Here is a 24,130-nt window from a genome sequence, read left to right as displayed (position 1 = left end):
ATTGAGCATTAGATAGTTGGAGCGTTGTGTGCTTTCCTTGTTATTTCTAATTTTTAGAGGTCTTATGCAAAAGAATGACAAAAAAGAGGTGTCTTTTTTGTCGATTTTATCTTTTGATTACATTATTTTAACCTATTTGATAATAATGGGTATATCAACTTGTGAAGGGGGTAAAAACAGCTGGTAGAATTTTCTTAGGGTAGACTTTGTTGCCAACCGGCATTTAATTGATTTAGCAACTTTTTTACCAATTGCGGATGTTTTTTCGCAATATTCAGGACTTCGGTAGGATCCTTTTCAAGGTCGTACAATTCGATGAATAGGGGCGGGTCGGACAATTGATTCTTGTTTTTCCACGCAACAAGGCGGTATTTTTGGGTTCGCATCGAATACCCCATTAAGTCGTTTTCAAACATTTGCCGGTCCCATTGTTGATGCATTTGATCTTTAATGCGTTTTTCTACCCTATCGATGAGGGGCCCAAAATAGGTTTCACGCATTTCCTTGGTCAAGGGGTTGGCGGCCCACTCCCTGAGTGCGGGGTTCGGATATTGGCTAAAGACCGCTTTTTTCCATTCCCGGTCAGGGGTATGTAAGAGTGGTGAGAAGCTGAACCCTTCGAGGTGTTCGGGTTTGGGCAATCCGGCAAGGTCGCAAAGGGTGGGATAAAGGTCTACCAGCTCTACCAAGGCATTTGATTTTGTTCCTCTGTTTTTTTGGGGAATGTTAGGTGAATTTACTATAAGCGGTACACGCGTGGCCACTTCGTAGTTTGTGGCTTTGCCCCAAATTCCCATATCTCCCAAATGCCACCCGTGGTCGCTCCATACGACGATTATGGTATTTTCCCTTAGTCCTGCTTCTTCCAGGGCCGTTAGCATCCGTCCTATTTGTGCATCGACATAACTGACCGATGCCAGATAGGCATGTTTTAAGGTTTTGGCAAGCTCGTCGCCGATCGGCCCGCTTTTGGGAATCCCGTGCCTTACCCGAAGTTCAAAGGAGGCATGGAGCCCCGTTGAAGCTCCGTCTACTGGAGGGGCGGGGTAGGTTGTTAAGGGAATGCGGTCTCTATGGTATAGGTCCCAATACTTTTTGGGTGCTTTCCAATCCAAATGGGGCAACTTAAAACCTAGGCCGAGAAAAAAAGGTTTGTCCCCATTTGCGACCATATCTTTCATGGTGGCTATCGCAAGATCGGTGTTGTAGCCATCTATATAGGTCTGGTCGCTTACATCGGCACATTCAAAGGCGGGCCCTCTTCCCAAGGCATAATGGTCGATATTGGGATACTTTTTCTTTACTTCCTTTTGGTTGTCCTTGAATATCCTTTGGTTTTCTGCAAGGGCATAACCTCCCGGTAGATTGGGCTTTTCAAAAGGAACCTTTTCCGTTGCCGGCTTTCTGCTCCACGATTTTTCGTCGTCCGTAAATTTTCCATGGTAGATTTTGCCGCAGTACACCGTTTCATATCCGTTGTTCCAAAAGTGTTGCGGCAGCGTAACAATATCTGGATTTATATCACGAAAGTATGTGTAATTCTCAATGACCCCAATGGTTTCTGGCCTGGCCCCCGTCATTAAGCTTGCCCTCGATGGACTGCAGATCGCTTCTTGGCAGTAGGCCCGTTCAAATAATATGCCCTCGCTTGCCAATGTATCTAAATTGGGGGTAATCGCGATCTCTGAACCGTAGGCTCCTATTTCGGGTCTTAAATCATCGATGGCAATAAACAAAATGTTGGGTCTACCCATGTTTTTTTTGGTCCCAAGACCGTTTTGGGCATTACAGGCCAGGTGGGTCAAAAGACATACCACGGCCAGGGACACGCTTTTGAGGATGAATTTTGTCATCATTACCGTCTTTTTTATTGTCTGTTCCAAATAATGGGAAGAAACACGCTCATTTCACCCTGCCCGCGATTGCTCCAAGCGTAGTAAGGGATCAAATGTGTGGAATAGGTCGTGAATTTGGGCTGTTCCACAACGCTGTACATACCATTGGTTTTATCGTTTCTAATCAGAATATCACCGTCGAGTGTGGTTACCCCGCCTAGAAAATCGGGCTTGTAGCTTGGGGAGAACTTCAGGTCGGAGGAGAGGTATACATCTGTGATATCGGTGCCTTTGGGCAAGTCTGCCGATTCAATGCAATACACTACCGGACCTCTTTTAAGGGCTACCTGATTGCGTATTTCTTCTATTCTTGGGTGTCCTTCGATAAATTTTGTTTCCATGGGCATATCCATTTCTATTACATCCCCGGCGGACCATTTTCTGTTGATCTTTGCAAATTGGCCCGGCGTTACGTTTTCGACCGCTTCCCCATTGACCTTGATGGTAGTGCCCTTGGCCCACTGCGGAATGCGCAATAAGAGGTCAAAGGCATCCTCCTTGCATTCATTAATGGTGATTTTAACTGCCCCGTCCCATGGATAATTGGATTGTTGCCTTAGTTTTAAGGGTGAGCCATCCAGTAGTTCGGTATTTAGCTCATTGCCGCCATAGAGGTTTACCGCAATACCGTTTTGCGACTTGCTATAGGCCCATGAAGGGGATTTGGCAATTGTTCTGACGAGGTTTGGAGGACAACAAAAACATTCTAGATAGGGTTGTCTTTCAGGAAATTCGACATTCATCTTTTCGTAATCCAGGGCGCCGTCGATTTTTCTCAACGGGTTGGAATAGTAATAATGGGTTCCTTCCAGACTAATGCCTGACAGACCGCTGTTGTGCAGTACCAGTTCCATGATGTCGCCATGTTTCGGATCGCCGCTCAACGATAACATCCTGTAATTGAACATAGAATTGCAAATGTTGGCACAGGTTTCGTTGTAGGCGGTTAAATTGGGCATCATATATTCGTCTATAAACCCTTCTTCTATCTTATCCAACCTCGACGAACGGCCATAATGCGTTTGCCCCACGGCCCCCGTAACGTACATTTTTTTATGCGTTACATTCTCCCAAAGCCTGTCCAATGCATCGATTAGGGCCTTTTCGCCGGTTTCGGCATACACATCGGCAGCACCCGCATAGTAATAAAGTGCGAGTACGGCATGGCCTACGGCCTCGGTCTCTTCCCTCAACGGAACCCGTTCTTGTACCATATCGCCAATAGGATATCCTTTTGTGGTTTCGTCATCCTCAATTTTGTACGTACCCCGCATGTTAATAAATTGCTCGGCCAGTTCTAGGTAGCGCTTGTCTTTAGTGGTTCGGTACAATTCCACCAGTCCCATAATTTGGGTTTGGTTGAAACCAAAGCGTTTTAAATGTTCTGGCTTGGGGGAGAAAAGGTCGTAAAGGTAGTCTGCATTCTTAATGGCAATATCGAGAAAATTGGTTTTGCCGGTTACCCTATTGTGTATACAGGCTGCGGTCATCAAATGTCCGCTGTTGTACAATTCGTGGTATCTTCGGTTGCTAAAGGGTTCAATATCATCCCTAATGATAATGGGCGTAGACAGGTAGCCGTTTTCTAATTGGGCCTGTGCGATGACCGAGATAATTTCGTCCAGTTCTTCCGCAATTTTTTCATCCTTGTTTACGGCATAGATGTAGGTAGAGGCCTCCATCCATTTGTAAAAATCTCCATCGTGCCACCAAAAACCTTTGTGTTCGCCTTCCTTAAGTCCTGCGGCTATTTTAAAATTGTTATAGGCATGGCCGATATCCCCTTTGAGGATTTCGCCCATATGCGGAACCATGGTTTCTTCGGCAATTTTCCACTTATCGGCCCAAAAACCTTCGGTCCAACGGCAATCGCCTATGTCTATTGATTTTAGGGCGACATGGGGGCTGTCGGAATAATTTACGATTCCCTTTCCCTCATCGAGGTTTAAGGCCAGTGTTTCTGTAGAACTGTGCGAGGAAGCGACAGAAGGCTCTTTTTTCTCCCCGGTGCACGAGATAACCTGAAATGCCAATAAGGCAAAAAGTAATTTTTTCATTTTAGTTGAGTTTTTTAGTAGTTAGTTTGATTGAAGGGGCCAATAGGCGTCCATTCTATCTATATCATCCTTTTCAAAGCTTTTTCTCAGCAACCATCGAGGTCTCAAAAGGGAACTCTCCCATTGGAACAACTCTTTGTACAAGGCTTTTACGATTTCCGGCCTTTGGGCCGCCAGATCGTTCAATTCTTTCGGATCTTCCTCTATATTGAAGAGCTTGGCAGGCCTATCGGGAAACCTTAATAGTTTCCAGTTTCCTTTTCGAATGGTACCCCGTGCATCTTTTTTCCAAAATAGGGTCTCGTGGGGTACTTTTTGGGATTTTCCGGTTAAAAACGGTAATAAGTCTACCCCGTCAATGTTTTTTAATTCATTTGCATTACCACCTGCGGCCGCATAAAAAGTGGGTAATAAATCCATTGTACTTATAGGTTTGTCGTAAGTGGAGTTGGGTTTGATTTTTCCGGGCCATTTCATTAAGAAGGGAACCCTGATGCCGCCTTCCAAATAATTCGATTTTGTACCGCTCAAGGGTAGGTTGATGGATGCATTTTTGTCCGTTGGCCCTCCGTTGTCATTCGTAAAAACGACAAGTGTGTTTTCGGCAATGCCCAATTCTTCCAACCTGTCGATGATTTTGCCCGCAGCCCTATCCAGGGCCAGAGTCATTGCGGCTACAATTTTGCGGTTTCCTTCGAGGTTGGGGAATTGTTCGAGGTCTTCCTTGGTGGCATCCATTGGTGTATGTACTGCATTAAAGGATAAAAAGGCAAAGAAGGGCGTACCTTTCTTATGGCTGCGATCGATGAAGGCCAAGGCTTCCTTGGCCAGTTCATCGGTCAGGTAGCCATTGTGTTCCTCAAAATTCCCAAAGCCTTTTTCCAGTTTGTTCAACTTTTCTTTGGGTTCTTTTTCATAGGGGAAATAATCGCGCGCGCCACCACGAAACCCGTAAAATTCGTCAAACCCGCGTTTCATGGGGTGAAATTTGTCTTCACCGCCGAGGTGCCATTTACCATAGAACGCGGTTGAATAGCCTCTTTTCTTAAGGTAATCGGCAATGGTGGTTTCATTGACCGGAAGCCCCATTGCGGGGCCGTCCTTGGCCGATACCGGACTCATGAATCCAGGCACATTGTTTTCTTCAAAACCAAAGCGCTGTTGGTACCTGCCGGTCATCAGACCTGCTCGCGAGGGACCGCAGGTAGGGTCGGTTACGTAGGCCTGAGTGAATCTTAAACTTTGTTTCGCCAACTTGTCCAAGTTGGGCGTTTTCATCTCTTTGCTTCCTTGAAAACCAAAATCCGCATATCCGGCATCATCGGCAAAAAGCAATACAATATTAGGCTTTTCCTGTGCCTTGCAGTGGATACAGCCAATCAATAATAGTAAGGATAAAAGTGTGTTTTTCATGTCAATTGCATTCATAGCCAGTTTCACTTATCTACAAATAAAATCAATTATGCCATCGTTCGATTGGATGATTTTATCCTGTAATGGCACTTTTTTAACCATTGTAGGTATGATGGGTTTCAAAAGGTCAGCCTTGCTGTGCCAAGGGCGGTATTTGATTTTTGATTGCCCTAAAATGGTCCAATAATCCGGTTGGGCTCTTTTTGGTAATCAGCTCTTTTTTAAAGAGCGAACTGCCCATGCCGACACCTATGGCACCGGCATCAAAAAAGTGCCTTAGGTTATGCCCGTCGACTCCCCCGGTTGGTAATAGCTTTATTTTATTCAAGGGGGCGAGAACATCCTTGATAAATTGGGGGCCTAACTGCGTAGCTGGAAATACCTTAACGGCCGTTGCTCCCAAGTTCCATGCCCTGTATATTTCGGTTGGGGTGTAAGCTCCGGGGAAGATCGGGATTTTTTTACTTGCACATTCCAAAATTACTTCTTCATTTATAATCGGGGTAACCGTAAATTGACTACCTGCATCCAGTGAGGATTTTAAGTCGGTAAGGTCGCAAACGGTACCTGCACCCACATTGAGTTCAGGGAAATTTTTACGTAGACTTGAAATTATCTTGGCCGCATTAGGGCTGTTCATGGTTATTTCCAAGGTAAAAAAATCCGCCTTAAGATAGGTTTCGGCTATAAATAGGGCCGTTTTTAGGTCATATCCCCTTAAAATACCCACAACGGGGGTTTGTTCAAATTTTTCCGAAGAGAAATCAGTATTGTTTTTCATGGAGGTTCAAAATTTTTTTTTGTCCTTCGAGAAGGGCTTTATCAAGTTGATCGGCATCTATGACGGTCAACTTAATTTTATCCAACACCGACGTCAAGGCCATTTGGTATTGCTTTGAAATTGATTCGGGGGCGGCCAGAATTACTTGGTCGGTATGGTGTTTTAAATAAGAGAGTTCATCGCCGATCAATAATCCACTTAACATCGCACCGTTTTCCTCAAGGTCGTGGTTATGAAGTATATGCCGGGCTCTAATACCAAACAAGGAGGAGGTCAATTTTCCGGCAAGGCCGAGAGAAACCCCATATTGAAATGGATGATAGTGGGCTTCGTCAAGTTGGCCATGTCTGATCGAATTGGATAGGATACTTTGTTTGCTTAGAACATCAAAAAGTTCTCCCGTCATATAATTGGACAGGTCCGTAAAGAAACCATCCTCAAAAAAAATGTGCTTGCTATGGGTTCCGGGGAGGATAAGAACGCCTTTTTCGAATTTTTTGACATAGTTTTCAAGCCCTATCGCCTGAACTTCTTCACCGCGCATCATTCCGTAATCGTTCTTAACCCCCGAAACCAAGTATAGGTTATAATGGGGTGCAAGCTTGATCTTTGTGGTGTTAAGGGTACTGCCCGAAAGATCGATGGGAAAACTTGAATAGGGCAATTCTTTTAGTCCAAGATTGGAAGAGGCCATTCCGGAGCATACGATGTTGTATTTTTCATTTTCCAACCTGAGAAGTTTTAACTTGTCCTTTAAAAAACTTAGGTAAAACGACAATCGGTCCTTTTGGTCCTGAACGGCGTATTTTTGGTAAAGAAACTTAACCCCGTCTTCCGATTTTAACTCTTTAAGAATGGCCAGGTTGTCTAAATCTACCAGTCTTATTCGAAAATTCGAGGTTCCCCAGTCGCAGCTTAAGAATTTTGTATTCATAGCTCTGGTATTGCTTTTGAAACCCTTTTTCTGATCAAATAGTCGTCTAGCGCAAATGACGAGCAATCTACTCCGATACCGCTGTTTTTGATACCCCCATGTGGAAGATAAATGTCGTATTTAACCCCGTTTATCTGTACTTCGCCAAACTCCAAGCGTTCTATAAAGTACTGTTGTACCTGGGCATCTTCGGTAAAGAGGTAGGAAGCTAGGCCAGCATCGGTTTCATTCGATAGCCGAAGGGCCTCTTCCTTACTGCTAAAGGGTACAAGAATGGCCACCGGACCGAAAATTTCTTTTTGCAGTACTTTAGCCTTTGAATCGTTTAGGAGGATTACGGTAGGTTCAAAATAATAGCCTGTTCCCGAAATTGGGTGGCCTCCACATAGAACCTTGCCCCCTTGATCTCTGGCCTCACCGACAATGTCCTCAATTTTTTCTACGGACATCCGATTGGCCAAGGGCCCCATGTCCCAGTGCTGGTCGGTACCGAAACCTACCTTCGTTTTTTCGAAAAGGGCCACTAGTTTTTCGGCAAAGGGTTCAATAATGTCCCTATGCACAAAAAGGCGGTTCGGTGCCACACAAATTTGGCCTGAGTTTCCTGTTTTTAGTGCCTTGGCAATTGATACGGCATCGTCGAGGGAGGCGTCGGGAAAAACAATAAAAGGAGCATTTCCGCCACATTCCATACTAAATCTCTTGATGGAGGTTCGGCTGCTTTGAACAATTAGTTTTTTGGCCGTCTCCGTAGATCCGATCATGGTAATAAGTTGGGGTATTTTGCTTTCGCAAAGGGGTATCCCTACGTTTTCGGTATCTCCGCAAATAATATTTATGACTCCTTTGGGAAAATTGATTTCGTGGCATAGTTCGCCTAGGATGTAGGCCGAGAGAGGGGAGTATTCGGAGGGCTTTATTACAATGCTACAGCCCGCAGCAAGGGCAGGGCCTAGCTTAAACCCTAGGTTGAGCAGGGGGAAATTGTAGGCCAAAAATGCGACGACTACGCCTAGAGGCTGGGAGATGACCTTGTGTTCGTGGCTTCCTTCCCTGTCATCTATAACGAGGTCTGTTCTTTTTTTGATTTCCTGTGAATAGAATTGGAGCGAGTCGGTAATGCTGGTAAGGTCTTCGAGGGTTCCTGCCCATGTTTTTCCCATTTCATACATAATGCTCTCTCGAAGCAATTCGGCATTTTCGAGAATCTTGTTTCTCAACTTGTCGATCCATTCCAAGCGCTTTTCCAGTGGAAGTTTTGACCAAAATTCAAACCCTTGTCTGGCAGACTCCAAGGTTTTTTGCGTGTCGCTTATATCGGCCCAGGAAATCGTGGCCACTGCTTTTTCCGTTGCAGGGGATATTACCTCGAATTTTTTGTCGTTGAGCGCTGCTTTAAGTTCACCATCGAAGTATAGGTTTTTATGACCGAACTTTAGGTTGCCGTTGACTTTTATCTCCTTCATTAGTGCTGTATTTAAGTAGTATGTCTAAGTTTACGTCTACCCCCAATCCGGGTGTTCTTGGTGCCTCAATGAGGCCGTCCGCTATTGAAAAGCTTTTGGTAGTGAGATGGTCCCTTAAGGGGTTTTCTGTCCTGTCCAGTTCCATGGTAGGCAAATCGTCGAACAATCTTCCGGGGTTTTTGTCAAGGTTTGCGACAAAATGGACGGCGGCACTTATGGCGATCCAAGTTCCCCAAGAATGTGGAACCACATCTTTACAGTAGCTTTGGGCCAAGGTAGCTATTCGCTTGGCTTCGGTCAATCCTCCGGCAGCGCATATATCGGGTTGGGCGATATCTACACATTCATTTTCCAAGAGTCTTTTAAATCCGAATTTTAGATACTCGCATTCCCCTCCGGCAATGGGTATCTTGGTCTTTTTCCTTAATCGACGATAACCTTCGTAGTCCTCGGGCGATACGGGTTCTTCGAACCACGATATGTCGTATTTTTCCATTTTATGGCATAGTTCCAAGGCTTCTTTGCAAGAATAGGCATGGTTGGCATCTACCATAAGTTTCATATCCGGGCCTATGGCCTTTCTTACGGCAGCTATATAGTCGAGGTCTTCTTTGATGCTAAGGCCTATTTTCATTTTTATGGCTTTAAAGCCTTGTGATTTATAGAGCTGTGCTTCTTTCGTCAATTTGGTTTTTAGGTCTTCACCCTTTGTAAAGTACAGTCCGGTAGCGTAGGGCTGGATAATGGGGTTTTTGATTCCGCCCAGTAAGACGGAAACAGGTTGGTCGAGCAATTTGCCCTTTACATCCCAAAGGGCTACGTCAATAGCGCTTATGGCGGCCTGTAGGGTGCCGCTCCTGGCATAATCCATAGACCTTCTGTACATTTCCTGCCAAAGTGTTTCGTGTTCCAGGGCTTCCTTGTCTATGAGGAATTGTCGAAAGAATTCAATGCCGGCTTTAATGACGTCGGCAGGACCGTACCCCTCTCCCCAGCCATAGGTTCCATTCTCCAATGTTATTCTCACTAGGCAGATTTTACGGGCATCATATTCCCATTGTGAGAAGTAAAAAGGAGTACCGAGCTTTTGGCTGACCACAAAGGGTTCTATTTTTACAATTTTCATGTCAATTGTTTTATGGCTATATATTAAAAGTAGGCTTTGTTCTGCCGTACGCTCTCAATAGTTGGAATATCCGAGAATACAGACAGCTATAATAAGGATTGCCAATCCAAACAGGAGGAGCTTAAATGGGGCTTTGGCATTTTTCCATTCTCCGGACCTATAGGCCCAAATATTGCTTATGATCAAGGCCAGGCCCAATAGGATGGGCCAACCTATGACCGGCCCCATATCACCCATCAAGGCGGCTCCCTGGCCGTATACGCCCAAGGCCGCAAACCAAAAAACTCCTGAAAGAACGGCCCACATATAAGCCTTTCCGCTTTCTTTTTCCCCGAACGAAGCAAAGGTTTTGTTGCGGAGCAACCTTATGATCGCGTAACCGCCGTTCATGGCAAATGCGCCCAATAAAACCACTACCCATGCGGCCAAACTTGCTTCTTGGGGGGCGACGCCAAACTCATTGACCGCCACTTGGGCTACGGGCGAGGCATTGGCAAAGCCCACATTAAGAAAGGCCGAAAGTATACCGGAAAGCACGGCTATTAAAACCCCGAGCTTGATATTGTTGTTACGTTCGAGGCCGTCGGTTTTTAAATTGTCCCTTTTTACGCCGGCAATTGCGGTAACGGCTACGCCGACCAATAGCAGCAATACACCCAGAAGAACTATTGGAAAGGACGGATTCGACAGTGCACCATCGATTTGAAAAAGGGGAATGATCGAACCCATGGAAGCGGCAAGGCCCATGACAATGCCATAGGTAATGGAAATGCCGGTTTTTTCGACGCTTACACCAAAAAGTATTCCTCCTATTCCCCAAAGAAACCCATATAGCGCTGCCTCCCAGACAACAGCTCCTCGGGTTTGGGCAATAATTTCGAACAAATTGGGCATAAGGATCAAGGCCCAGACGATAGGAACGACAATCATGGCAATAAGGGCATGTACCAGCCACCAGGCCTCCCATTTTAAAGGAGACATATACTTCATTCCCAATCCAAAAGTGCCTTGAAAGAAACTTGCTAAGATAACTAGGCTAATAGCCAGTAGGGAATTGTCCATTATAGAATAGGTTTTACAAACATTTTGACCGATGTGTCGATCAGGTTAACATATCTACAAAGAAACCTTAATAATTAGACGGACTATTAAAGCATTTTAACCACTGATTGCATTATTTTACCCCTATTGAAATTATCCTAAAATCAGGGAAAGGATAAATACGGCGAGTCCGGCCGATAGTGAAACCAGTAACGAAAGAAGGCTAAAAGATTTCAAGACCTTGGTTGTGGACAGATGATGTACTTCCTTAAATAACCAAAAGAAACTGCTGTTTACGTGGATCACTCCCAACGAACCGGCGCAAATGGCCGCAGTTGTATAACTGGGGTCCATCGTTCCATTGGTGACCATGGGCGCCACAATGGAAGCCGTGGTTATCAACGATACGGTGATCGAACCGGTTACGGTGGTAAACAATAGACCAAGAAAAAACGGCACCAGAATGCCAAGGGTTGCCAAGTCGGGAGCATCCGATATGAGGGATTCTACGATTTGGGTGTCTTTTATCACTTGGCCGAAAGCCCCTCCGGTACCTGTAATCAATATCACTATGGCCGATTTGGCGCCCGCATTTTGAAAGTGGTCGTTCAACTTTTGGGTGAAGTTGTCCTTTCTTAATAGGGGTAGTACAAATACTAGTCCGATCATCAAGGCCCAAACCGGGTTCTTGATAAACTCAACAATTCCATTATCGGCGGTAAAAATGGTACCGAAAGACATCAACAAGAGCGGTGTTAAAATTGCTGCGAAAGGCAGTACCTTATGTATTCCCCTGAGGTCGTTCATGGCTTTTGGTTTGGTATCCGATGTAACGAACGAAGCCCCTTTGGCACTTATCACCCTCATACCCAACAGCCCGCAGCCAATGGCAATTAGGGCAATGGTGATATTTAAAGGTATAATTTGACCGACCTCGATACCGAGAATGGCGGCAACGGCCAAAGGTCCTGGGGTAGGGGGGATAAGTGCATGTGCCACCGTAAGGCTCATAGATAGTGATAGGCCAAGGGTAAGTATGGAATGATTGGATTTTTTGGACAAGACGACAAGGGTGGGCAACAAGGTGAGGTAAGCAACATCCATAAAAACCGGAATACCGATAATAAAGCCAATGGCGGCCATACTATAGGGCAAATACTTTATACCGAATAATTTTATGATGCTGTCCGCTATAAGGTCCGATCCTCCCGTTGCCGACAAGATTTCTCCCAACAAGGTGCCAAAGAAAATAATCAGGCCAATCCATTTTAGGGTGTCCCCGAAACCGTTTAATAGACTTTGGGTAACGGAATGTACGGAACCACCCGAAGCCAAGCCAAGAACAAGTCCAGAAATCAATAAGGCGGGAATTGGGTGTACCTTTAGCCGGGTGACCGAGACGATCAATAAAACAATACTGGCAATGAGAACGATAATCGGTGTCACCTAAAAACGGGATTTTGTCTAGCAAACCTAAGCTAAAAAATATAGGGGGATATATACTCCATTGATCTATAGTGGCTGAATCTTAACCATTGTTCAATTAGACGGCCTCAGTGGTCCTGTTGTATTTTTCCATGTATTCAGAAGGGGTGCAGTTCAACAAGGCCTTGAACTGTCGGTTAAAATTGGTAAGGGTATTGAACCCCGATTGGTAGCAAATGGTGGCTATTTGCATATTTCCCTCGATCAGCAGACGGCAGGCATGTCTGAGCCGAATTTCATTGAGATACTGGGTGAACGACTTCCGGGTCTTCTTTTTGAAATACCTGCAAAAGGCATTGGGGGTCATATAGGCTATTTTTGCCACCTCTTCCAATTCGATTTTTTTGTCGAAATTATCCGTTAAAAATGTAATGACCCTTGCCATTCGGTCTTTTTCGTCCTTGTTGTATACATTTGGTATAACCTCGGAGCACAAGGTTTTGTAATTTTCGTTAACCGATAGGATGTCTAAAATAGTTAGCAAGCCGACAATATTGGACAATCCTCTATTGTTGACAAGCCCCAGTATATGGTTATGGACCAAATAGGTGGTCGCTTGGGAAAACTTGATGCCCCTGTCGGCCCTTTTCATCAAGGTTCGCAAGTTTTTCACTTCCGACAGTTCCAAAAACTGACTTCCTAAAAATTCGGGCTCAAATTTTATTACGACCAGGTTTACGGCCTCCCTTTCAGGGTTTTCGTCATAATATTCCTTATCGTTCTTAAATAAATGCGGAATGTTGCTGCCAATCATATAAAGCTCGCCAGGGCCGAAATTTCCTATGGAATTGCCGACGTACCTAGTACCGGTGCTCTTAATAAAATAGATAAGCTCGATCTCTTTGTGAAAGTGCCAATTTTGTTCAATACATGGCAATCTGTCCTGCCTTGCAAGAAAGGAACTTTCGGGCCGTTTTTCAGATGATTTGTACGTTAGTCTCATAATACAGGGTAGAAAAGTTGTGTTCGGTTCAAAACCGGATACAATCCATTTTAAATGAGATGGATTTCATAAATATAATAAAATTAACAATATATTGGCTTTTTAATAATATATAGGGGTAATATTGTGTAGTCCGTAATAAAATAGATTTCCCGTAAAACGTGGAGCCTTTGATAAGGCGACCTTTTGGTGGATCGATTGTGTACCTCGGAATCAATATAAGGGGGTGGTAGGCTTATTTGTACAATATGCTCCGCAACCATGGGTTTCGCGAGGTGTCAATTTTGTAAAGTTTGGAAATTTATCTTCAAATACCACGCTCTGAAGTATGTGCCTTACCTGTTCAAGTTAAGAAATAACCTAAAACACCAAGTATAATTTTGTGGAGCAGGATTGGTCTGTAGACCTGGGCAAAAAATAGCCAGGTTTAAAAAATGTTGGAGGACGGACATGTTATTGAATCATTACAACATCCTCTGCCTATCCCTAAAAGCTTTGGGCGTTTCGCCCACGGCTTTTTTAAATGCTTTGGTAAAATAGGAGTTGTCGTGAAAATTAAAGTGATGGGCAATTTCTTCACTGCTCATATCGGTATAGACCAAGTAGCGTTTAAGTTCAATGATTAGTTTTTCATGGATCAGGTCGCTTACGCTCTTACCGGTTGCCTTTTGGGTAATTCGGTTAAGGTGTTGGGGGGTCATGCACATTTGCTCCGCATAGTTGCTTACTTTTCTATTTTCCTTGAACTGTTGGTTGATGAGCGATTCAAGTTTTAGAATATGGTGTTTGGTGCTACTCCTATCTATCTCTTGGTCGGCTTCGTACAAGCGGGCCAGCTTGATCAAAATTAAAATCAAAAGAGATTCCAGGGCGTCGTACTTCATGGCTTTATCGGAATGGTATTCGAGCCATATTTTCTGAAAGTCGTCCAAGAGTTCGGCGTGCTCTTCATCGGAAAGCTGAATCAAGGGGCGATCGTAAAACCTGTGGAACATGGCCAGGGATTTTAGCCATTGTTCTGATTTCTGCCCGGCAAGAAAATCCCTAGTGAACAATATACCGTACGCATCGGTAATTTCGCTTACGGAACGAAATACCTGTCCGGGACTGGTGACGAATGCCATTTTGGGCCTCACCGCATGTAATTTAAAATCGATCGACAATTCGGCTTCCCCCGAACTAAATAAACCTAGGCCGTAGTTAACGTTCCTAAAAGGGTTTCCACTATTTAAGGCATCACCTACTTCCCCTGATTTAATAATGGAAAATCCGGGGTTGCCATCATCCTGTTTAAAACCGGTTTCCTTGTAAAGTTCAGGTAATCCGAATGCGGGTATGTCTTCCATATCAATGGGTTCAGTACTTATAAAAATGTTTACAAATAGCCACTTAAACGAGTATAGACTACTAAAATGTTCTAAAAATACCATAAATGGATGACATACTACCACAAAATTCGTTTGAACTCCTTCTAATTTTGCCCCCTTAAATTCTAATTGCCAAAAATGATGCTTGCAACAATGTTCAAAACAAAAAACAGACACCTACTTTTTCAGCTAAAATACCCCCTTATGGCTTTGTCACTTCTTTTGGCGGTAAGTTGCGGGGAGGAGGAGAGACAGGAAACCAAAAAAACAATCAAGGTACAGGTGATGGATGTTGGTACCGATTTGTCAAATAGCAACCATAGCGTCTTGGAATACAGTGGCACCATAAGCTCCGATGCTACGGTCAATGCCAGTTTTCAAGTTTCGGGAACGGTTCTTCAAATTCCCGTTCAAATTGGGGACTTTGTCAAGAAGAATCAGCTTTTGGCCCAAATAGACCCTTCGGTTTACACCAGCCGTTACGAGCAACAACGGGCCCAAGAACAGTTGGCCAAGGAGAATTTTGAGCGTATTAACGAGGTATATTCCAAAGGCAGTATCGCAGAGATTAGAATGTTGGAGGCCAAGTCGCAATACGAACAGGCCAAGGCGGCCGCCAATATGACCTACCAGAATGTTCGGCACACCAAAATCTATGCGCCCATGGATGGGTATATAAGTGAGCAATTTATGGAGGCCGGTGATTTGGCACAACCGGGTCAACCCGTGGTGGAAATCATGAATATAAAAGCGGTAAAGGCCGTAATTCCTATTCCCGATGGTGAGATAAATACACTGGGTAAAGGCGATACCGCCACAGTAAAGATTCCTGCCCTGGCCAATTATGAGATCAGTGGGGTTGTTGATGAAATTTCCATCCAGGCCAACCAAGGCTCCCCAGTTTATGCGGCCTATGTACAATTGGACAATAGCGATAAAACCATAAAACCAGGTATGGCCTGCACGGTTACCTTCAGCAATCTGGAGCATAAAAAAGGGGGAGGGCAAAGCTTGATAATTCCGTCGGAATGTATTGCCGTAACGGAAGACGGGAAGCATTTTGTGTACGTGGTCGACCAGGATCATGCAGAAAGGCGCTATGTACAAATAGGAAAGTTGTATGACAATGGTATTGCCATAGAAGATGGGTTGGGCCAAGGAGATAAGTTAATTGTCTCGGGGTACCATAAGCTTACACAAAGCACACCCGTAGAAATCGTAAAGAAGGCTAACTAAAAGGGTTGAAGAAGATGAAGAAAAAAAGCGGAGCCATAGATTGGGCCTTTAAGCATGCTACATTTCCCATAGCATTGGCAGCCTGTCTTTTTATAGTTGGTATTTATGGGCTTTTAAATATGCCCAGAAACGAATTTCCCGATTTTACCATACGTCAGGGCTTGATCATTGGGTCTTATCCCGGAGCATCTTCCGACAAGGTAGAGGAAGAGTTGACCTCGAAGGTAGAAGCGTTTTTATTTGCCTATAACGAAGTGGACAAGACCAAGACTTATTCTTATTCCAAAGATGGGGTCATGTTCATTTATGTGGAGGTTTCGGACAAGATAAACCACGATGCCACCCAGCAATTTTGGAACAAATTAAAATCTGAAATCCTGATTTTTCAGCAATTGCAATTGCCAAGGGAAGTACAGGGAGTAATGGTCAATAGCGACTTTGGTAGCACGGCGGCCATGATTCTGGGGGTGCAGTCGGAAACCAGGCCGTATAAGGATTTACAACGCCATGTAGAGGATATAGAGGATGAATTTAGGCAGATAGAGAATCTGGCAAAGATTTCGCATTCCGGTGGATTGACCGAACAAATAACGGTTTACGTAGACCAGGATAAATTGGCAAGTTATGGTATTACGCCCCAGGCCATTACCATGAGTTTACAAAATCAAGGGGCCGTTGTGGGTGCCGGTACCTTGGAGAACGATACCAAGGAAAGACCCATTTACTTGGAAACTACCTTGAAAAACGAAGCGGATATTGCCCGTCAGGTCATTAAAACGGAAGCAAACGGAAACATTGTGCGTGTAAGGGACGTGGCAAGGGTCGTCAGGGAGTATGACGATGCCGACTCGTATTTGACCATCAATGGGGCCAAGGGTATGATCATTACCTTGGAAATGGCAAAAAAAGGAAACATCGTTCAATTTGGCGAAGAGATAGACGAGCGGCTGGAGCGCATCGTAAGCGAAATGCCGGATGATATCAAAATCACCAAAATTGCCAACCAGCCAGAGGTAGTGGACCATTCGATCAGCCATTTTATGAAAGAGTTTGGTTACGCTTTGATCGGCGTTGTGATCGTAACGCTCATTTTACTGCCGTTCAGGGTGGCCTCAGTGGCAGCGGCGACCATTCCCATTACCATAGCGGCAACCTTGGCAATCATGTTTTTTTTGGGGATAGAGTTAAATACGGTAACCTTGGCGGCATTGATCGTTGTATTGGGTATCGTGGTGGACGACCCCATTGTAATCATCGATAATTATATTGAGAAATTGGATGAGGGGATGTCCATACCCGAAGCGGCGGTGAACAGTGCCAAAGAATTGTTTCCTTCCGTATTTACGGCCACTTTGGCCATCTCTGCCACGTTTTATCCATTGTTGTTCTTTATGGATGGTGTAGCATCCGATTTTATAAGTGCCTTTCCGTATGTGATCATCATTGCACTGTCGTTATCGTTGATCATATCCATATTGCTAGTGCCCTTTATCAATTCGTTGTTCATTAAAAAAGGACTGCATTCGCATTCCGATGATGCCGATAAAGAGGGTAAACCATCCATGCTAGATCGCCTGCAGGCCTTTTTTGACAGAATGGTCAATACGGCCATGGAGCATTATAGATTGACCATAGGTTTAGGAATTGCGGCCATCGTATTTGGGGTCATGCTCTTTGGTGGTATCAGCCAGCAATTGTTCCCCAAAGTGGAAAGAAACCAATTTTCCATTGAGATCAGCCTGGCCCAAGGCCACAGTTTGGAGGAAACGGCCAAGGTAGTGAAGGGTATTGAAAAAATATTGGCAGCCGATGGGCGTGTTGATGATTACACCAGTTTTATTGGTCAGAGCTCTCCGCGTTTTCATACGCTTTACGCCCCCAATATGCCTTCTACCACCTATGCCCAGATTTTGGTGACCACTGTTTCCGACGAGGCAACGGAAGAGGTTTTAAAGGAGTATGATGAGAAGTATGCCGATATGTATCCGCATGCCTATCTACGAATGAAACAGTTGGATATGGCCTCGGCCAAAGCCCCTATTGAGGTCAGGCTATATGGCGATGACATCCAACAATTGAAGAAATATGGCGATACCATCATCAATATGGCCCGTGCCACACCGAAAACCATATGGAGCAGGACCGATTACGGTGATATGAAGGAAGTGGTGAAAATAGACATCAAGCATGATGAAGCGGCCAGGTTGGGATTGAACAATAGGGATATTGCCAATGCGGTGGCCGTAAATACCACGGGTTTAAAAGCCACGGAAGTATGGGATAAAAAGTATACGGTCGATGTAAAGATCAAGAGTGAAAACCAACACGACCAAAATGTTTCCGACCTCAGGAAACTGTCCATAATTTCGCCCAGCAAAGCAACGACCGTACCCTTACGGCAAGTGGCGGATATCAAATCGGAATGGAAGCAGGAACAAATTGTGAACAGAAACGGAACCCGTTGCCTTACCGTTAGGGTAGATATTACAAAAGAAGCCGTAGCGAACGAGGTATTGGCGGAAATGATTCCAAAAATAGAGAGTATTGATTTTCCAGAGGATATTAAGATCGAATATGGGGGAGAGTACGAATTGCAGATAGAGAACAACAAACCCATGGGACTTTCCCTTATGCTCAGTGTTATTTTAATATTCTTGATCCTGCTATGGCATTTTAAGAGCCTTATGCATGCCGTATTGAGTTTCATTACCATGCCCTTAAGTATTTTCGGCGCTGCATTGGGCTTAATTCTAATGCAGTACCCGTTTGGTTTTACCTCCTTTTTGGGTCTTTTGGCCTTATGTGGCATTGTGGTGAGGAACGGCATTATACTAATTGATTACGCAGATGAGCTTCGCCACGAGTTTAATTACAGTGTTAAAAAGGCGGCCATTCTTGCGGCGGAAAGACGTATGCGGCCTATTTTCTTGACATCTTCGGCGGCTGCCGTGGGGGTTATCCCTATGATTGTAAGCCGGTCTAGCCTTTGGGGGCCACTGGGAACCGTTATCGCCTTTGGCCTAATGTTTTCTATGGTACTGACACTTTTTGTGTTACCGGTACTGTATTGGCTGTTTTTTAGAAAGGAAGACGAAGGGGAGATTAGGGACGACGAAACGTTTATCGTAAAGGAAGGGATAAACAAGTAAAGGTCTTTGCGTAGTAACTAAAATGTACTAAAGAAAAAGTAGTGATGATAAAATTCAAATTACAGGATATAGTTGCAAGAAAGATGCACTTACTGGCATTCTTGGGAATGCTAATTCTGGGTCTTCAAACAGTAAGTGCCCAAGAAGGAATAAGTTTGGAGGAAAGCAAAAAAGCGGCGCTAAAACATAGTAATGCCATTAAGAACGGACTGTTGACCATAGAAAAGGCCAAGGCCTTTAAGCAAGAAATGCTTGCCAATTATTTTCCAACCATAGAAGCGACCGCTTTGGGACTTTACGGACCCGACGATATCATAAGTCCAATTCCAGGTATTTTGCCAAATGGCATAGATAATCTATACAGTGCCAGTGCCATGGCGACAGAGGTTATTTATGCCGGTGGAAAAATCAGAAATTCCAATGCCTTGGCAGACCTTCAAACGGAAACCTCCAAAATTAGGGCCGAACAGGCGGTAGATTCGGTCTTATTGGTGACGGAACAAAAGTTTTGGCAATTGGTACAATTGCAAGAACAGCAAAAGGTATTGGAAACCAACGAAGCCTATTTGAACGAACTGCTTAAACAACAGGAAGATTTACTTGAAGCGGGCTTAATAGCCAAAAACCAATTGTTACAGGTAAAAGTGAACCGCAGCGAGTTATTGTTGAATAAAAGTAAATTGGAGAATCTACGCAAATTGGCCTTACTCGATTTCTCGCTTTACGTAGGGGTGGCCTATTCCCCGGAAATGAGGGCTATGGCCGACTTTGAAAATATTGCCCCTCCTGAACTAAAGTACACCGAGCCCGACTTAAACCTGACGGAAAACAGCAACTACCAATTATTGGAGAAATCGATTTCCGCGAGTCAATTACGAACAAAAATGGCCAAGGCCGATCTTTTACCTTCCTTAGCCGTTGGTTTTTCGGCATTTGAGTTCGGCTCTTTTGACAATACCCTGGCAAGTCAGTTTTCAGGCCTGGCCTTCGGCACCTTGAGTATACCGATCTCCGATTGGTGGGGTGGTGGCAAGCAAAGGGTAAGGCAAGAAAAGATACAGCAAGAGATTAGCCAAAACAATCGCGAAGACGGTATAGACCAATTAAAGGTGGCCATCACCCAAAGTTGGTATGATTTGTTGGATGCGCACGAACAGATTCAGTATGCCTTGGAAAATAAAGCCTTGGCCGAGGAAAACCTAAAGGTATATCGAGACAATTACGACAGTGGCCTAAGTAACCTCACCGATCTCTTGGATGCGCAGGCGATGGCACAGAAAGCGCAGTCCAATCTCATCAATGCCTATACCAATTATCAAAACAAGGAGATCACTTTCTTGTACAGAACGGACCAGTTGGACACCCCTGCCATAGAGGGGCTTAAATAGGACAAGCGGCCTTTGTTTCCTGACCTCAATAGATCTACTATAATCGCCCGGGAAATAGGCAATTAAAACACAGCGGACCAATTCGGGAATGTTTCGGGAAACCGGCGTATCAATTGAATATGCACGGTGCCCAAGTGTATCAATAGGTAGGTGGCGAAGCCGTTTACCTTGGAGTATTTCCGACCCAAAGGCGGCGTAAAAATGCCTTAGCTGTATTCCAATCGATGAACTGGGTATGGCCGTAGGGGGTTCTTGGCCGTTCGCACATCCTACCGGTAAAGGTGAAACCGGGGTGGTTCCTGGCCCTGTTACGCCCTCGAAGCAGTGCATGAGTGCGTCGTAGCGAAGGTTGTCTATGTCCGTATGCGATGGAAAGAATGCCTCCAGGGGCCCCTTGTCAAGGGGCGGCAATTCCTTAAGGGAGTGGTCGCAGGCCCCGAACGGGCGCATATGGATGGTTACCGTATTGCGGGGTATCCCCAAGGTCGCGCCCATCTTGCAGTTGCTCGGCCCATCGGGGAGTAGGTAAATAATCTGTTTTAGGTCCATTGGATCAAGTGTATTGGCCCTATCGCTATTTTTTTAAGCGACTTGGTAAAGGTTACTTGATCTTTCAAAGTGGTACAGATCGACCCGAAATGGATGGAACAAAACCAACCGAAGTATCCCGCCTGTTATAAACCTCGTTTGTATGCCCTGATCTTATCGTTCTGCTATTCAATTGGGGAGATGAACATTTTACTGGGCCAGCTCCCTTATTTTGGCAACGGTCGTCCCGTGGTTGGCGCCCAAGCCTTCCTTTTGGTAGGCCAGTTCACCTTGTTGGTCAAAAACGCTGATGATATTCGAGTGTGAAAAATCCGATGGGGAAATCTGCTTGTAGTTGACGGCGAGTACGGCGGCAAACTCGCGGGTGTCCGATGGGGAGCCGGTCAAAAACACCCATTGCCCGGTATCCATTTTGTTCTCGATCGCAAATTTCTTCAAACGTTCGGGCGTATCGGTCTCGGGGTCGATACTGACCAATACGAACTTGACCCGCTCTTTTTGGGGTTGCGGAATCTGGGCCTCTATGTGCCGCATGTCGGCTGCCAGTCTCGGGCATGCGGCCTGGCACGAAGTGTAGATCATGACCATGACCACCACATGGCCCTTGAGGTCGATCAATTCGATTTTTTTGTGGTCTTGGGTCGTCCATACCGAGGGAAGGTTATAGATAGACAAGTCCGATATTTCCTTGGTTTCCCCGACCTTGGGTTCGACCGGCTGAAGGGCCATATGGCAGATGGGGCAGTTTCCCCCTTCTTCGTATACCTGGTCTCCCTCGCATTTCATGGGACACTGGTAGCCTGTCAGTGCCTGTACTTCCTCATTTTTTGTACGGCACGAGCTCAGGTTGGCCAGTAAAAGGAGCAACATAATGATGGAGGTAGCGTTTTTCATTTTTATCCTATTTTTAGGTGTTCTTTTAGATTTTTATCACATCCTTGACACATCGAAACCCCAAGTTCTTTATGGAGTAATTCGCCTTCATGCTTCCGCGAAAGGCGTATCGCATAAAGGCGGCATAGTTCATAAGGTCGGATGCCCCTACGGCGGCGCTTCCGCAGAACAGATTGCTGTCTATGTCCACATCCTTTCGCGATTCGCCCGAGATCAGTACCGAGTTGAAATCAAGGGTCCATTCCCATACCAGGCCGTGGAGGTCGTAAACGCCCCAATAATTTTTGAAGGTAGACCCGATTTTTTTGTCGAAGGATCTAGGGGCCTCGTACCAATCCAATATCCTTTGATTGTAACTCGCCTTTTTTCTGGCATCGGCCGTTTCTTCATCGGCCATGGCCACGTATTCCCATTCGTCCACGGTGGGCAATCTTTTGTTTTGGCATTCACAGTATTTTTTAGCGGCAAACCACGATACGTTCGTTACCGGGGCATCGGGGGCAATACCGTCGCCAAAAGCATCGTCCTTCTCCCATCCGACCAGGTAGTTGCCATCCGCAAACAGGCGTTTTACCCTGCTTTTTTGCCATTCGGGAAACTTCTTGACAAATTGGAGGTAATCGGCATTGGTTACGGGGTATACATCCATTAAAAAGTCCTGAATGGTAACCGCCGTGGAATCGACCCCGTATAGGGGGATATAGGTTCCTCCTTCAATGGGTACCATATCCTTTTGTGCATGTACCCGAAGGGCCAGCGAACAAGCCAGTATAAGCGTGGTTTTTAGGTATAAGTCCATAGGGCACCTCCTTTATTTTCCGTTTCTAACCTTTTGTACCATGGCGGGGGTTATCTCTTTTTTTGAATTTCCCCAACTATTGTACACATAGGTAAGTACATTGGCGACTTCGTCGTCAGATAGGGTTTGCGAGGTCATGATGCTGTTGTATTTCTGTCCGTTGACCGTAATTTCACCGGTTTTTCCGTGCAGTACGATATCGATGGCCCGATCTACATCGGCATTGAGGTAGTCCGATTGGGCCAAGGGGGGAAAGGCATTGGGTATGCCCTGACCTTCTGCCTGGTGGCAGGCAAAACAGGTTTGCATATAGATTTGCTTCCCGAATTCCATACGTTCGACCATCGATTTGGCCGGAATTTCCGATTCGGGCACCTCGCCCGTCGATGGCATTTTTTGTATACCGCCGCCCTCGGGAAGGTAGATATCGTCGCGTAATTCTCCCGAATAAACCGCTTCGTTTTCGTCGCCCTGTACCTTCAGCATGCCCAAAGCGCCTTTATTAAAGGCCCTGAAAATGGAGTGGTCGACCAAAATGAAGCTTCCCGGTACTTCGACCTTTAACTCGATAATGGCCGCGCCCCCTGCGGGAATAAGGGTGGTCTGCACATTTTCGTTCATCAGGTTGCCGCCTTCGACATGTACCCTGTCGAATATTTCCCCGATTACGTGAAAGGACGATACGAGGTTGGGGCCGCCATTGCCCACGTACAGCCTTACCGTCTCGCCCACATTGGCGGTAATGGCATTGTCGCCCGTGAGCGCGCCTACCTTGCCGTTGAATACCACGTAGTCGGCTTTTTCATCGACTGCTTTTTGCATGTCGAAAGGCTGTAGGCCCCGATCCCCATTGGCGCCTTTGGTGTAAAAATCGCCCTGCATAATGTAGTATTCCTTGTCTACCTCGGGTAGGCCTTCTTCGGGCTCTACCAAGATCAGGCCGTACATGCCGTTGGCAATGTGCATACCTACGGGGGCCGTGGCGCAGTGGTAGACATAGAGGCCCGGATTCAGAACCTTAAAGGAAAACACCTTTTCGTGGCCCGGGGCCACAAAGGAGGACTCGGCCCCACCACCAGGGCCGGTAACGGCATGAAGGTCGATGTTGTGGGGCAATTTGTTGTCGGGGTGGTTCTTTAGATGAAATTCGACTTCATCACCGATCTTGGTGCGGATAAAACTGCCCGGTACCGTACCGCCGAAGGTCCAATACACATATTTCACGCCATTGGTCATTTCACCTTCCTGTTCGAGGATTTCCATATCTACGATCAGTTTTTTGGCCGATCTTTTGGCGGTTGGGGGAGGTACATTGGGGGGAGAGGTCAATACGGCCTTCATTTCTGCGCTTACGGGAATTTCCATACTGCTGGTATATAACTTCTCCGGAGCTTCCTGCTTGCAGGCAAGTAAGAGTCCAAATAGGCCTAGGACCGGGAGCCCTATTTTCTTGGGGATGAATCGATTGGCTTTCATATCTTGAATGATTTAAAGGGTTTGGATTAAATAGGACAATTTTGTCCTTAATAATTTTTAACAAAATTAGCTTTGATAAGGGTGATGGAATATGACGTCTGTCATGTTTTTGGAAAAAATGGAGCTGAAGG

At 45.4% G+C, this 24,130-nt stretch carries 18 protein-coding genes; 4 read left to right on the top strand and 14 right to left on the bottom strand.

What is annotated here, in order from left to right; all coding sequences use genetic code 11:
- Window positions 1–194: 194 nt before the first annotated feature.
- The 11 genes from BUB37_RS09610 to BUB37_RS09560 form a co-directional block, all read right to left on the bottom strand.
- Window positions 195–1,856: a sulfatase gene (locus BUB37_RS09610; RefSeq protein WP_244526787.1), complete on the bottom strand. Its 1,662-nt coding sequence runs from the start codon at window positions 1,854–1,856 to the stop codon at window positions 195–197.
- A gap of 11 nt (window positions 1,857–1,867) precedes the next feature.
- Window positions 1,868–3,952 (bottom strand): glycoside hydrolase family 127 protein, encoded by a 2,085-nt coding sequence (locus BUB37_RS09605; protein WP_072992361.1) that lies wholly within the window; start codon window positions 3,950–3,952, stop codon window positions 1,868–1,870.
- 21 nt (window positions 3,953–3,973) lie between these two features.
- Entirely contained in the window at window positions 3,974–5,365 is a 1,392-nt protein-coding gene (locus tag BUB37_RS09600; RefSeq protein ID WP_072992863.1) for a sulfatase, read from the bottom strand.
- A 127-nt stretch (window positions 5,366–5,492) separates the two neighbouring features.
- On the bottom strand, window positions 5,493–6,146 hold the full coding sequence (locus tag BUB37_RS09595; RefSeq protein ID WP_072992358.1) for a bifunctional 4-hydroxy-2-oxoglutarate aldolase/2-dehydro-3-deoxy-phosphogluconate aldolase: 654 nt from the start codon (window positions 6,144–6,146) through the stop codon (window positions 5,493–5,495).
- A complete protein-coding gene (locus BUB37_RS09590; protein WP_072992355.1) occupies window positions 6,130–7,080 on the bottom strand; it encodes a 2-dehydro-3-deoxygalactonokinase in 951 nt (316 codons plus the stop codon). The genes BUB37_RS09595 and BUB37_RS09590 overlap by 17 nt, the downstream gene beginning before the upstream one ends.
- Entirely contained in the window at window positions 7,077–8,546 is a 1,470-nt protein-coding gene (locus BUB37_RS09585; protein WP_072992352.1) for an aldehyde dehydrogenase family protein, read from the bottom strand. The genes BUB37_RS09590 and BUB37_RS09585 overlap by 4 nt, the downstream gene beginning before the upstream one ends.
- Window positions 8,503–9,672 (bottom strand): mandelate racemase/muconate lactonizing enzyme family protein, encoded by a 1,170-nt coding sequence (locus tag BUB37_RS09580; RefSeq protein WP_072992349.1) that lies wholly within the window; start codon window positions 9,670–9,672, stop codon window positions 8,503–8,505. Before BUB37_RS09580 ends, BUB37_RS09585 begins: the two co-directional genes overlap by 44 nt.
- Window positions 9,673–9,726: 54 nt before the next feature.
- Window positions 9,727–10,734 (bottom strand): L-rhamnose/proton symporter RhaT, encoded by a 1,008-nt coding sequence (locus BUB37_RS09575; protein WP_072992345.1) that lies wholly within the window; start codon window positions 10,732–10,734, stop codon window positions 9,727–9,729.
- A 132-nt stretch (window positions 10,735–10,866) separates the two neighbouring features.
- Entirely contained in the window at window positions 10,867–12,159 is a 1,293-nt protein-coding gene (locus BUB37_RS09570) for a GntP family permease (RefSeq protein WP_072992342.1), read from the bottom strand.
- Between the two features lie 97 nt (window positions 12,160–12,256).
- The gene (locus BUB37_RS09565; protein ID WP_072992338.1) at window positions 12,257–13,141 is read right to left on the bottom strand and encodes an AraC family transcriptional regulator; all 885 of its coding nucleotides are present in this window, start codon (window positions 13,139–13,141) and stop codon (window positions 12,257–12,259) included.
- 464 nt (window positions 13,142–13,605) lie between these two features.
- A complete protein-coding gene (locus BUB37_RS09560; protein ID WP_072992335.1) occupies window positions 13,606–14,487 on the bottom strand; it encodes a helix-turn-helix domain-containing protein in 882 nt (293 codons plus the stop codon).
- A gap of 225 nt (window positions 14,488–14,712) precedes the next feature.
- Here BUB37_RS09560 and BUB37_RS09555 point away from each other — a divergent pair, with 225 nt between their 5' ends.
- The 4 genes from BUB37_RS09555 to BUB37_RS21780 all read left to right on the top strand — a co-directional run bounded on the left by BUB37_RS09555 (window position 14,713) and on the right by BUB37_RS21780 (window position 20,810).
- Window positions 14,713–15,744, top strand: coding sequence for an efflux RND transporter periplasmic adaptor subunit (locus tag BUB37_RS09555; protein ID WP_072992860.1), 1,032 nt, complete (start codon window positions 14,713–14,715; stop codon window positions 15,742–15,744).
- 14 nt (window positions 15,745–15,758) lie between these two features.
- A complete protein-coding gene (locus BUB37_RS09550) occupies window positions 15,759–18,893 on the top strand; it encodes an efflux RND transporter permease subunit (RefSeq protein ID WP_072992332.1) in 3,135 nt (1,044 codons plus the stop codon).
- A 44-nt stretch (window positions 18,894–18,937) separates the two neighbouring features.
- Complete coding sequence (locus BUB37_RS09545) at window positions 18,938–20,281, top strand: TolC family protein (protein ID WP_244526786.1); 1,344 nt, start codon at window positions 18,938–18,940, stop codon at window positions 20,279–20,281.
- A 355-nt stretch (window positions 20,282–20,636) separates the two neighbouring features.
- Complete coding sequence (locus tag BUB37_RS21780; protein ID WP_212635277.1) at window positions 20,637–20,810, top strand: hypothetical protein; 174 nt, start codon at window positions 20,637–20,639, stop codon at window positions 20,808–20,810.
- Window positions 20,811–21,019: 209 nt separating this feature from the next.
- Here BUB37_RS21780 and BUB37_RS09540 read toward each other — a convergent pair whose 3' ends face one another.
- Genes BUB37_RS09540 through nirK form a run of 3 tightly spaced genes read right to left on the bottom strand, consistent with a single transcriptional unit; the run spans window position 21,020 to window position 23,999 of the window.
- Window positions 21,020–21,724 carry an SCO family protein gene (locus tag BUB37_RS09540; RefSeq protein ID WP_072992329.1) on the bottom strand — a complete coding sequence of 235 codons (705 nt, stop codon included), beginning with the start codon at window positions 21,722–21,724 and terminating at the stop codon, window positions 21,020–21,022.
- 25 nt (window positions 21,725–21,749) lie between these two features.
- Window positions 21,750–22,523, bottom strand: coding sequence for a formylglycine-generating enzyme family protein (locus tag BUB37_RS09535; RefSeq protein WP_072992326.1), 774 nt, complete (start codon window positions 22,521–22,523; stop codon window positions 21,750–21,752).
- A 12-nt stretch (window positions 22,524–22,535) separates the two neighbouring features.
- Window positions 22,536–23,999 carry a copper-containing nitrite reductase gene (nirK, locus tag BUB37_RS09530; RefSeq protein WP_072992324.1) on the bottom strand — a complete coding sequence of 488 codons (1,464 nt, stop codon included), beginning with the start codon at window positions 23,997–23,999 and terminating at the stop codon, window positions 22,536–22,538.
- Window positions 24,000–24,130 lie beyond the last annotated feature (131 nt).

It is taken from the genome of Pseudozobellia thermophila (assembly GCF_900141855.1).
Lineage (GTDB): Bacteria > Bacteroidota > Bacteroidia > Flavobacteriales > Flavobacteriaceae > Pseudozobellia > Pseudozobellia thermophila.
Note: the sequence above shows the minus strand (reverse complement) of the source record. Positions and strands in the feature narration are given on the sequence as shown.